This window comes from Oleiphilus sp. HI0061 (assembly GCF_001635675.1).
In genome coordinates this window covers 1-11788 of sequence record NZ_LWFE01000622.1, presented here as the reverse complement: position 1 = coordinate 11788, position 11788 = coordinate 1, and the positions used below count along the sequence as shown (strand labels likewise).

Genomic DNA, 11788 nt, shown 5'->3' with positions numbered 1-11788 from the left:
GCTTGGTCGCGATATGCAAGTACGTGATCAGCCAGTTCAGTAATACCTTTGCGCTTTATTGCGCTGGTTAAAAATATATCTTTAACATTTGCTTGCTTTTTATCACCGGCATTTTCTACATAAATACTGGCTAATTTTAGACTCGATTTAAGCAAGTGCAGACTTTTTTTCGCTAAATTATCTTCATCACATTTATTGATGATAAAGGTGTCCGGGACTTCCATGATTCCGGCTTTCATAAACTGAACCTGATCGCCAGCCAATGGCTGCATTACCAGGCAGGTATGGTCGCTAAGTTTCTGAACTTCAATCTCACTTTGGCCGATACCGACCGTTTCAATGATGATCAGATCAAAAATTTTTCTTAGCAAGCGCGTTACGTGGAAGGTTTGCTTACTCATTCCACCCAAGTCTTGCTGCGAGGCTTGAGATCGGAAAAATAGTCGCTTGTCTTTTACCGGGAAAATTGTCCGTGTCCGGTCGCCGAGCAGGGCGCCGCCAGACTCATGGCTAGAAGGGTCTATCGCCAAGACAGCGATCGACATGTCCGAACGCTCTTTAAGCAGCGTTAAGCAAAGCTCGCCGATTAAACTCGACTTACCTGCACCGGGCGTACCGGTAATACCCAAGACCATACCTTGTTTGTCGTTACCAGATTGCTTCTTTTCTAGATAAGAGACAATCTGGTGCCGAGTGACAAAGTTCTGCGTGGTATTTCGCTCAAAGACCGAAATTAGTTGGGCAATTGGCCACTTCTCTAGATTGGCTGCTTGCTCTAACTGCTGCGCGACTTTCTCAGGTAGCTCTGACTGCATTTGTGCAGTCAGTTGATCAAGCGCAAGATCAGGCTTAGTTTGCTTTTTGTGCATTAATGACGTCCATGATCTCGTTCATCACTGCCATTAGGTCAAAATCTTTTGGCGTGAAAATGCGCTTAACACCCTTGCTTTGAAGTGATTCAAAGTCTGGTGTTGGAATAATGCCGCCCAGAATGACAGGAATCGCATCCTTGGCATTATTGTTTTCTAACTCTTCAAATAACTGATCAATAATCTCGTTGTGAGAACCAGAAAGCAATGAAATACCGATCACATCGACGTTTTCTTCCAAAGCCGATTGCACGATATCTGCAGCACTTAAGCGAATACCGAAGTAGATAACATCGAAGCCTGCATGACGCGCTGCAACAGCAATCATTTCAGCACCATTTGAGTGGCCATCAAGGCCCGGCTTGCCAACGACGATACGAGGGCGATAGCCATTCGTTTCGATGAATTGCTCAACTTTAGCTCGAACCTGTTCCAGGGTATCTGACTCGATTGTCAGCGCCTGACCATCAACACCTGTTGGTGGACGGAATTCGCCGAAGGCTTCACGTAAGGTATCTGACCATTCGCCCGTGGTTACGCGCGCTTTTGCACATTCAATAGAGGCTGCCATCATATTTTCGCCATTTTTTGCGGCTTCAGCCAAGGCTTTTAGAGAAGCTTCTACACGGGCGGCATCGCGGCTGGTTCGTGTATTGTTTAAGGCATCAATGGTTTTCTGAGCAGCTTCAGCGTCGACCATAAATATACCGCCGTCACTGTCTCCAACGAGTGGTGATTCAATACCGTCTGTCCACTTGTTCTTACCGACCACAACTTGCTCGCCTTGAGCCAGCTTGCTCATTCGCTCGCCTTGAGAAGAAACAAGAGAAGACTTCATATAACCGGTCTTGATAGCTTCAACACAACCGCCCATATCTAGAATCTTATTAATTTCTGCAAAGGCTTGCTCTTTTAGCTCAGCTACTTTTGATTCGATAACCTTAGAGCCTTCGAATAGGTCAGGGTACTCAAGCAAGTCAGTTTCATAAGCCATAACTTGCTGAAGACGCAGTGACCACTGCTGATCCCAAGGGCGCGGAAGGGATAGAGCTTCGTTCCAGGCAGGTAGCTGAAGTGCGCGACAACGTGCGTTACGGCTAAGTGTCACGCCTAATGTTTCGATCAGAATACGCCATGCATTGTTTTCTGGCTGTTCTTCAGTCAAACCCAAAGAGTTAACCTGAACACCGTAACGGAAGCGACGGTATTTAGGGTTCTTAACACCGTAACGTTCACTGGTGATCTCATCCCACATTTCGCCAAATGCGCGCATTTTGCAGGTCTCTTCTACAAAGCGCATACCAGCGTTTACAAAGTAAGAAATTCGGCCAACGCAACGCTCAAACTCTTCTTCATTGAAGCAGTCACGTTCTTTGATTGCATCCAGAATTGTAATTGCTGTTGTCAGAGCGAAAGCGAGTTCTTGAACAGGCGTCGCGCCGGCTTCTTGAAGGTGATATGAGCAAATGTTTGAAGCATTCCATGAAGGAATGTTGTGCAAGCAGTATTCATACATGTCGACGATAATGCGAATAGAATCTTCTGGTGGGAATATGTAGGTACCACGTGCCAGGTACTCTTTGATCAAGTCATTTTGAGTCGTGCCTTTAAGCTGGCTAATATCTATGCCACGCTCTTCAGCTAAAGCAACATACAAAGATAATAACCACATGGATGTACCATTGATGGTCATCGAGGTGTTCATTTCCTCTAAAGGAATGTTATCGAATAGTACTGCCATGTCATCGAGTGAATTGATCGGCACGCCGACCTTGCCAATCTCGGGTTTCGCAATATCATGATCGGAGCTGTAACCACATTGCGTGGGGAGATCCATTGCAATACTTAAACCCGTCTGGCCTTTTGCCAGGTTATTACGGTAAAGCTCATTGGAGGCCCAAACATTGGTGTGTCCGGCGTAGGTTCTGAAAATCCACGGACGGTCTTTGCTCGGCTTATCTTCTTTATCGTAGATCAGATGCGCTTTATTTTGCTCACTCATGTTACTTCATTCCGATGTGGGTCGATTCCGAGAGTACTTGAGGCTCTGTCCTCGACACTGCATGTCGCTAGTTCAATGTTTATTAGAGATCGGTCAAAGCGTCTTTCAATAGGAAAGTTTTTGAATGATCTCTTTTAGGGTTTGCTTAGCCAGCACAACAGCTTGGCTGGCTGAGAATCAAATCGCAATCTACGCTGCGTTCTCGATTAGGGTTCTGGCAATTACTTTCAGTGCAAGAGTCTCTTCAGCACCTTCAAAGATAGAGAGTACGCGGGCATCAATCCAGTAACGGCTCACTGCTGATTCTTCTGCATAGCCCATACCTCCGTGAATCTGCAATGCCTCACGTGTTAGCCACTCAGAAGACTTACAAGCAAATAGTTTCACTAGGCTGGCTTCCATCTGGCCTTTGCCTTCATCCATCAAACGGCCTACGGCGTAGGTAAACTGGCGCGAAGCGGTCATCAAGGTCGCCATGCGAGATAGTTTGCTTAGGGTAAGCTGGTATTCACCCACAGGCTGGCCAAATACTTTACGTTCTTGTGAGTAGCTGATCGCACGCTCATAAGCGGCTTGCATGAGGCCATTTGCACGTGCAGCAGTTTGGATACGTCCACCAGAGAAACCTGCCATCGTGTAATAGAAGCCTTTACCCAGGCCTTCTTCACCACCTAACAAGTGGCTGTCTGGAACAAAGACATTATCGAAGAATACGTCGAAAGAGTGCATGCCTCGGTAACCGATTGTTGGGATTGCTTTCCCGCTTAGCTTACCGCCACCTTCTTGCTCGTATTCAAAATCATGGCCGTCGAAAGAAGGTTTTTCAACTAGGAACATGCTTAAGCCTTTGTGGCCCAAGCCTGGATCAGGGTTAGTACGCGCTAGTGTTAACAAAACGCCAGCTTTACCGCCAAAAGTACACCATGTTTTCGCGCCGTTAAGTACCCAACCACCGTCAACTTTTTCAGCTTTTAGTTTCATGCCTGCAACGTCAGAACCAAAATCTGGCTCGGTAATGGCAACTGCGCAGGATGGGTCAGCCCAAGCTAGCTTTGGCAGCCAATATTGTTTCTGTTCTTCAGTACCACCGGCCATGAGAGCTTTAGAAAGAATCTCAGGACGTGTAATCAAACTACCTGCTGCGGCTAAAGAGCCACGAGACAGTTCTTCAGTTACAACGATCATGCCCATGTTATCTTCACGGTCGTCTGGCTGTAAGCCGTCGTAGCGCTCTGGAATAGACAAACCGAAACAGCCCATTTCAACCAATGGCTTTAGAATTTCATCAGGAACCATCAAATCTTCGCGATGAATATGCTCTGCTTTTGGCATGACAACGTCTGTTGCAAAGCGCTGGAATGATTCACGCATGATTTCTTTATCTTCATCAAGTAAAGGATCAGTTGTGCAGCCATCTTGACCTAGCATGATTTTACCAAGCTCAACAAGTTTAGCAGTTTGCAGGTAGGTGTCGCAGAAATCCACAACAGCATCGTTGTCAAAGCTTTCAGCAAACTGTTCTTTAGACAAACCAAACTCTCTGGGTTTGGTGGCTAGACGAGCTTTAGTGCTTTGTACGGCTTCAGCACAGAACATCAATGCAATCGTTTCTTCGAGGTAGAGTTCTTCTTGTTCGCCTTTAGAGGCTCTGATTTTTTCAGCGTAATCACAGATTGAGCTAGCGGCTGCAATTTCAGCAGAAGCGTAGGCGAGGTCATAGGATACAACCTGGTATTCGTCTAATTTATGCCCGGAAAGGCGGCCCGTTTCGTTCAAGCACAGGTGCTTGATATGGCTTAGAGAAGTGTTGAGGGCATTCTGCGCGTGGCTGACGACAGCGCGTGCGTTCGAGATTAGCGTTGATGCTTGTCCAGACAAAGGGGAATCTCCTAATGTAAATACGTAGAAAAAAATCTAAAAAAATGGGTGTTAACTATAATTAACCGGCCATAATATAGGAAAAAAAAGGGTAAAAAAAGCTTTTGGCTGAGGCTATATTTTCTTTCGAATGAATTTAGCTGGTTAGTTGGGAAAAGTATTTGTTGCCAGGTCTATATCTAATTGGTACTACTTATAAATTAAGCTGGCGTGTGCTGACTTCAGGAAAGTGCATAATATTGGTTTCTACCATGCTCTTTTGCGTAATAAAGTGCAGTATCCGCTTCTTTTACTAACTCGCTTCGGTCATTACGAAAATTTGGTGTCGTGGTTGCACCACCAATGGAGCAGGTAATATTGATGACTTGACCATCTATTTCGAACTCTAAGTCTGATACTGCCTTAAGCATGCGCTTGGCAATATTCTCGGCACCATTTTTGTTTGTATTAGGTAGCAAAACGATAAACTCTTCACCGCCGTAGCGTGCGACGCAGTCAGAAGGTCGGGCAACCTCATCGTTGATCGCTTTGGCTGTTTTCTTCAAACAGTCATCGCCAAACATGTGACCATAGTTATCATTGAGGTTTTTGAAGAAATCCAGGTCAATCATAATGAGACTTAATGGGCAGGACATTCGCGAGCAGCGTTTCCACTCTTTACTGTATTCTTTATCAAAGAACATTCGATTCTTTAGCTGTGTGAGCGGATCTGTGGTGCTTAATTGTTCCATGAGCTCAGCCCTCTCTTCTGCAACCAAGTGATTGGTAATCGCAGACCAGTAGTCGTTATGGCTCGCTTTGGAAGAGGTGAATATGTAAGTCAGGCAGATACTGCATAACAAGGCATACATTAAGTTGCTGGTACTGCCATCATGAATCAAGGCGCCAATCACGGGCAGAAGCATAAAGATAGGGTAGAGAGTCCGGATTTCCGAAGATATGCTCAGTGTACTAGCACCGCCGACAGTGAAGGCGGGGGTAATAATTAAAATAGCGGTTTGCATCACTGTTAAACTGTCATCATAGATAACCCAGGCCGACATGCAGCCCCAATGAAGTGCTGCACCAAGAATAGTGATGACAAGCCATTGATGTAAGACGGGAATGTTAGGTGAGGGGCTACGGTTAAGTATTAATAGATGAGCAATTCGCAAGGCAGCAAATAATATGATTAGCCCCGTGTTTAGATAGAGAAAGCTGGGGTTGACTTGATCAAGGTTGAAGGTAAAAGCCAGAATTACCCAAACACCAAAATAGGTTAATATGCCGCTCTTTGCTCTATTCGTCAGGTCAGCTAAAGCATGGCTTTGCAGTTGTTGATGGTAATGAGGCATTTTTTATTCTGGCCTTCCGGTTTATCTTTATTATTTGCGTCTATATATCTGGCAGTATAAAGCATTCCTTACTAGGGCGTGATAATAATTTTCCCAATATGCTTATTAAGAGACAAGGTTGAAAAAGCTGACTGATAATCGGACAAACTAAAGGATTGAGCAATAACTGCTTGTAGATGACCTTCGCTAAATCCGCGACGAATTGCAGTAATGGCTCTTTGCTTCTGTTGCTCCTGTTCTAGTGTCTGGTCGACCGTATAGCCTTTTAGCGTCAACAAGCGCTTCATCAATACACCTGCGTGAATATCCATGGGCCGCCTGTCGAGCATTCCCTGAATTACAATTCTACCGCCTCGTGTTGAGGCTTTTACCAGGCCATGTGTGCCAGGGCCTGCCACGGCATCAAATACCAGGTCGCTTCCTTTTCCCTGGGTTATGCTCATCACTTCTTCGGCATATTTGAGGTTAGCTTCATCATCTCTGTCTTGGACGATGACATGCGGTGCGCCGAGTTGGCTCAGTATTTCTGCCTTTTCTTGACTAGTTGTGGTGGCTATGGGGTTTGCGCCAATCATGTTGGCGATTTGGGTAGCCGCGATACCCACGGAACTTGATGCTGCGGTGATAACGACATTTTCACCCGGTTTGAGGCCTCCCGCTTCAATCAAGCCTCCCCAGGCAGTGAAGTAGGCCATCCAGATTGCGCCACAGTGTTCATCGGGTACCGAGTCAGGGCTCGGTATGAGCGATGCTTCGTTATAGGCTCCATATTCTGCCAGTGTGCCTTGTGAATGAACATCAAAGCTCATTGGGCATAGGGCCACTTTGTCACCTAGCTTAAAGTTACTTTTACCGTCAGCTGGTAATGCGTCAACAATCCCGGCGGCTTCGAAGCCTAACCTGCTTCCTGGGTTTGGCTTGATAAAGTAGCGGTTTTGACAGAATAGAAGGTCGCCTCGATTCAAACCAATGGAGCGTATTCTTACTCCTACCTGGCCTGGTAACGGGGCTGGTTGATCTTGTTCTATCAGTTCAAGGCTATCCAGGTTTGGTGGAGAGCTTATGCTTAGGGCTTTCATAGTTTGGCTGTTCACGCTAGAAGGGTCGTTAATTTGGTGCAATATTGAAGCTGATGTTGCTCAAAAAAGCTATAGGTTTTTAAAAGACATAAGCAGCTGAAATCACACCTGTAAGAAATAATTCACTAAACTAACACGCCGCCTTAAGAATGTTTGTTCAAACTGGGTTTACAGTAAAAGAATCTTAAGGGGAGTAGCAAGATGCTTGAAGCCGTTTATCAATCGAAGAAAATTTCCAAGGAGCAGCTTTCCGGGCAGATGCTTGGCGTATCAAACCTGATACTGGGAATGAGTGTTGCCATGCCGCGTCTACTTCTTAGCTGGCTAAGTGAATGCGCTGAACAAGAGCGAGTTGCGCCGTTTAATTTGTATTACATGCACGGCTCAGAACATCTACGTAATACGCTTCTTAAACCGTCTTTGTCGGGGAGGATCTCGCCCAGGCCATTATTCTTAAGCGCCTCAGACCGACAAGCGCTGGCTGAGTCAAAAGATGAAGCATGGATGCAGTTTGTACCGACTAATTTTCATCAGGTTGGACGTTTGCTGACTGCCCATATATCACCGGATTGTTTTATGGTGGCAGTCTCAAGTATGGATAAACACGGTTATTTTAGTCTGGGGACTAATGCCGACTATGGCGCGAGTGTCATTCGTAAAGCCAGGCGAGTGGTGGTTGAGGTTAACTCGAATATGCCTAAAACGTTTGGTGAATGTACCATTCATATTTCCGAGATTGATGCACTGGTCGAACATGATGAGGCTCTGTGCGAAACGCAATTATCTGAGCCTGGTCCAATAGACAAGATAATTGCCAGTCAGATTGCAGAACATATCCATGATGAAGATACATTGCAGATGGGAGTTGGTGGTGTGCCAAATGCGGTGCTCGGAATGTTAGATAGCCACCGAAATTTAGGCCTGCACTCTGAGTTGTTTTCGCCCGCGATGGTTAGGTTGATTCAGTGGGGAGTTCTGACCGGTAAGAAAAAATTCTGGATGCAGCACAAGCACGTGTTTACCTTAGCTTTGGGTGACAAAGCGATGTATGACTTTATGGATGATAACCCTTCGATCGTTGGTTATCCTGCTTCCTGGGTGAATAATCCGGCAGTGATCAGTAAGAACAATAATATGGTTTCTGTAAACGCTGCAATCGAAGTTGATTTGACGGGGCAGGTGAATGCAGAGCATATGAATGGTCAGCAGTTTTCAGGCACCGGAGGGCAGTTGGATTTTGTGAGGGGGCTTATATGGCCGAGAATGGCCGTTCTTTTATCGCGCTTCATTCTACAGCAAAAAAAGGTCAGGTGAGTCGAATTGTCCCACGCATAGAGGGTGGGGCTGTGACCGATACCCGTATGGATACGCATTATATTGTGACGGAAAATGGCTGTGTAGATTTAAAGGGTAAATCTTTAAGTGAAAGGGCTGAGCTACTAATACAGCTGGCGCATCCCAGGTTTCAGCAAGAGTTGATCGATAGTGCCCGAGCAATGGGGGCTTTGGGAAAAAGTGGGCGAAAGTTGCCCGGTGCAGAAATTGCTTCATAGTTAAAGAGAGGGACGCTTTTATGACTTGGGTCATTGAGGATTATTCCTTTCTAGTATTACAATCGAATAGAAATATCTCTGACATAAAAGTGTCTTAATATGCCAAGGATATGTTTTGTTAAACCCAGTGATGAGGATAGGGAATTGAATACAGATTTTTTGAAAGATCTAAACGAAAAAGCAAAGGAATCACTGGCGCCTATGAGTAAAGTTGGTGAGTTAATGACCAGCTCTATGCAGGAAACCTTCAAAGCACAAATGGAGTCGGCGAAAAAATATTCAGACTTTGCATCGGCCCGTTTTAAAGCATTTACCGAAGTAAAGGACCCTGAGTCTTTACAGGATTTCTTTAAAGAGCAGATGGAAGCTTTTGGCGAGCTAAACGAGCAGATGATGACTGATATTCAAGCACTTAGCGATGCTGGAAGTAAGTTTCGTGAAGAGTTGGAAGAAATTATGAAGTCGGCTTCAGAGCCCAAAACTGAAGCAAAACCAGCTGCTAAAGCGACAAGTAAAGCAAAGTAGTGGTATGACAATGAAGGCCAGTACTACTTAGCAGTTCTGGCCGTTCATGACTTTTTTCGCAGGCACTTTCTCCATACCGCTATCTATACCTCTAGATTGGGTATTTAGCCCTTTTGGCTGCCTGTTCTATAAGAATAATTAGGAACACGCTCTTATGACGAAAAACCTTTTTGATAATCCCTATTGGAAAATGAGTGCCAAGGCAATGGAAGAAAGCCAGCGCGCTTTAACTTACCTTTCAACTCAATTGAATGAAGAGCATGGTAGCTTGCAGGCTGTTGCCAGTGATGCTACAGAGTCTTATCTAAAGTATGTCCAAGAGGTTGTAAAGCATCCTTGGGAAACGACAAAGCAAACGGCAGACTTGGGCAAGAATTACTTTCGTGTCGTTAAGTCGGCTTTATCGCAGGTTGCGGGTCGAGAGGTTGAGCCGGTCGTTGAGGCGGAAAAAGGAGATTTTCGATTTAGTGATGAAGGCTGGGTTGAAAACGCTTATTTTAACTTTATCAAGCAAGCTTATTTGGTGACCGGTCGTGCATGGTTAGATAGCATTAATTCTATGCCAGGCCTTGATGATAAAACGCGTAGCAGAGCAGAGTTTTTTGTCAGGCAGCTCGTTAATGCCGCATCACCTTCAAACTACATTCCTACAAACCCAGAGCTTTTAAGTCTTACGATTAAAACTCGCGGTGCCAATCTGGTGCAGGGCTTTGAGCGCTTTGTAAAAGACTTGGAAAAAAGTGCTGATACCTTAAAAATCACCATGACGGATGATGAGGCCTTTCAGCTAGGTGAAAATATTGCGACCACCAAAGGAAAGGTTGTTTATCGTTGCGAGTTGTTTGAGTTGATTCAATACTCTCCGCTTACCGATAAAATCACTGAGACGCCTTTGCTGATCATTCCACCTTTCGTCAATAAATTCTATATTCTCGATTTATCAGAAAAGAATTCCCTCGTGCGATGGGCGGTAGAGCAGGGGCAGACCGTCTTTATGGTGTCTTGGTTGAACCCGACTGAAAAAGAGCGGAATATCGGTTTCGACCGCTATGTCACCGACGGTGCATTACATGCTCTAGAAGTGGTTGAAAAACAAACGGGGATCCGTGAAATCAATGCGGCGGCCTATTGTATTGGCGGCACCTTATTAATGACTACGCTAGCCTATATGGCTGCGCGTAAGCTAAAGCCTCGTGTTAAGTCAGCAACGCTTTTTACGACCTTGACAGATTTCTCTGATCCGGGAGATATTGGTGTATTTATCGATGACCATACGATTAAAGCGATAGAACATCAGAATAATCAAAAAGGCTACTTCGATGGCAGAGTGATGGCGGTTTCATTCAGCAAACTGCGTGAGAACTCTCTGTATTGGAATTACTATATCCAGAACTATCTAAAGGGTGAGTCTCCGACGCCTTTTGATCTTTTATACTGGAACTCCGATAGTACTAATATCACCGGTGCTTGTCATAACGAGATGCTGCGAAAATTCTATATGGAAAATCGTTTGGTTAAACCAGGTGCTTATGCGGTCAATGGCACCAAAATAGACTTGTCCAAAATAGAAGTACCTTTGTATTTTATCAGTACCCATCAAGATCATATTGCCAAGTGGCGTGTTACCTATGAAGGTGCCAAAATCTGCAAAGACAACGCAACCTTTGTGCTGGGTGAGTCCGGTCATATAGCGGGTATTGTTAACCCTCCAGCGAAGAAGAAGTATTCTTACTGGACGAATGAGAATATTGTTGACGATGCGGATGAGTGGCTCGCGGCGAGTGAGCACCATAAAGGCAGTTGGTGGACACATTGGAACGACTGGCTCCAGCCCTATAAAGGCGAAGAGATCGAAGCTCGTTTGCCCGAAGCAGGAAAGCTTGAAGTCTTATGTGATGCCCCTGGTACCTATGTAAAACGTAAGCTTGGTGTGATGAACTGATAGAAGAAACTATCGTTCTAGGGCAGGCTTTTGTTTTTAATAAAACGCTGCCATTCTAGCAAGGCTTGTTGGAAGTCAAGTAAACCACATTCTGCCTGGAGCTCCTGGTCATATAATTCTGTATTTTCAGGAAGCTCTTCGTAGACCTCATAACCGAGAGCGTTCGCAAGAACTTCTGCTCCCACTTTGTCTAACCTGAGTTGAAATTCAGAGCCTTGAAAGTGGTATTGAGTGATTTGTCCTTTTTCCACTTTGTCTATTATTGTTAAACCTCGTCAATTGCGACGATAGTCTTTAGCTCCATATTGAAGTAAGTAGCGATAGCTTCATGGCCGCTAGAAAATAGGGCTTGCGGCTGGGAACTCTCATCAAACAAAAACTCGTAATCCAATTTTGGCCTCTGTTGTTTGATTAAAACATTTCCAAATCACCATCTTCAACCAGGTGCTCTACAATTTGATCGTTTTCAGTAAACTTTTCAGGTGACCAGCTAAGGTTGAAGATAAGGCGTTGATAGATGGTGATTTCATCAAAGCGGAATTTAGGGTCGATCAGCTTAAACTTAAAGCATAGTTGAGGCTCGGTTGAACCAAAGGACATATGTTT

At 45.0% G+C, this 11788-nt stretch carries 10 protein-coding genes and 1 pseudogene; 3 read left to right on the top strand and 8 right to left on the bottom strand.

Annotation, left to right across the window (positions count from 1 at the left end):
* From A3735_RS08000 to A3735_RS07980, 5 genes are all read right to left on the bottom strand, one after another.
* Window positions 1–869, bottom strand: an 869-nt coding sequence (locus A3735_RS08000) for a GTP-binding protein (protein ID WP_068637882.1), incomplete at its 3' end; no start/stop codon positions are given.
* Window positions 850–2871 carry a protein meaA gene (locus tag A3735_RS07995; protein WP_068513771.1) on the bottom strand — a complete coding sequence of 674 codons (2022 nt, stop codon included), beginning with the start codon at window positions 2869–2871 and terminating at the stop codon, window positions 850–852. The genes A3735_RS08000 and A3735_RS07995, both read right to left, overlap by 20 nt.
* A gap of 189 nt (window positions 2872–3060) precedes the next feature.
* A complete protein-coding gene (locus tag A3735_RS07990) occupies window positions 3061–4749 on the bottom strand; it encodes an acyl-CoA dehydrogenase family protein (RefSeq protein ID WP_197469631.1) in 1689 nt (562 codons plus the stop codon).
* Between the two features lie 221 nt (window positions 4750–4970).
* Complete coding sequence (locus A3735_RS07985; RefSeq protein WP_068513774.1) at window positions 4971–6083, bottom strand: GGDEF domain-containing protein; 1113 nt, start codon at window positions 6081–6083, stop codon at window positions 4971–4973.
* A gap of 71 nt (window positions 6084–6154) precedes the next feature.
* Entirely contained in the window at window positions 6155–7162 is a 1008-nt protein-coding gene (locus A3735_RS07980) for a zinc-dependent alcohol dehydrogenase family protein (RefSeq protein ID WP_068513777.1), read from the bottom strand.
* Between the two features lie 201 nt (window positions 7163–7363).
* On the opposite strand from A3735_RS07980, the pseudogene A3735_RS31775 reads away from it, so the two are divergent.
* From A3735_RS31775 to phaC, 3 genes and pseudogenes are all read left to right on the top strand, one after another.
* Window positions 7364–8715: pseudogene (locus tag A3735_RS31775) on the top strand (acetyl-CoA hydrolase/transferase family protein).
* Between the two features lie 144 nt (window positions 8716–8859).
* Window positions 8860–9240 carry a phasin family protein gene (locus tag A3735_RS07970; protein WP_068511741.1) on the top strand — a complete coding sequence of 127 codons (381 nt, stop codon included), beginning with the start codon at window positions 8860–8862 and terminating at the stop codon, window positions 9238–9240.
* A 154-nt stretch (window positions 9241–9394) separates the two neighbouring features.
* Window positions 9395–11182: a class I poly(R)-hydroxyalkanoic acid synthase gene (phaC, locus tag A3735_RS07965; RefSeq protein WP_068513780.1), complete on the top strand. Its 1788-nt coding sequence runs from the start codon at window positions 9395–9397 to the stop codon at window positions 11180–11182.
* A 17-nt stretch (window positions 11183–11199) separates the two neighbouring features.
* Here phaC and A3735_RS07960 read toward each other — a convergent pair whose 3' ends face one another.
* The 3 genes from A3735_RS07960 to A3735_RS30520 all read right to left on the bottom strand — a co-directional run.
* On the bottom strand, window positions 11200–11433 hold the full coding sequence (locus tag A3735_RS07960) for a YacL family protein (protein ID WP_197469623.1): 234 nt from the start codon (window positions 11431–11433) through the stop codon (window positions 11200–11202).
* A 14-nt stretch (window positions 11434–11447) separates the two neighbouring features.
* Window positions 11448–11573, bottom strand: a complete 126-nt coding sequence (locus tag A3735_RS32260) for a YacL family protein (protein WP_197469622.1) — start codon at window positions 11571–11573, stop codon at window positions 11448–11450.
* Window positions 11574–11593: 20 nt separating this feature from the next.
* The coding region (locus A3735_RS30520; RefSeq protein ID WP_197485755.1) for a hypothetical protein at window positions 11594–11788 on the bottom strand (195 nt) is incomplete at its 5' end.

Bases quoted from the DNA above. Each gene is read 5' to 3' on its own strand.
- phaC (WP_068513780.1), top strand. From the start codon at position 9,395: ATGACGAAAAACCTTTTTGATAATCCCTATTGGAAAATGAGTGCCAAG.
- A3735_RS07980 (WP_068513777.1), bottom strand. From the start codon at position 7,162: ATGAAAGCCCTAAGCATAAGCTCTCCACCAAACCTGGATAGCCTTGAA.
- A3735_RS07985 (WP_068513774.1), bottom strand. From the start codon at position 6,083: ATGCCTCATTACCATCAACAACTGCAAAGCCATGCTTTAGCTGACCTG.
- A3735_RS07995 (WP_068513771.1), bottom strand. From the start codon at position 2,871: ATGAGTGAGCAAAATAAAGCGCATCTGATCTACGATAAAGAAGATAAG.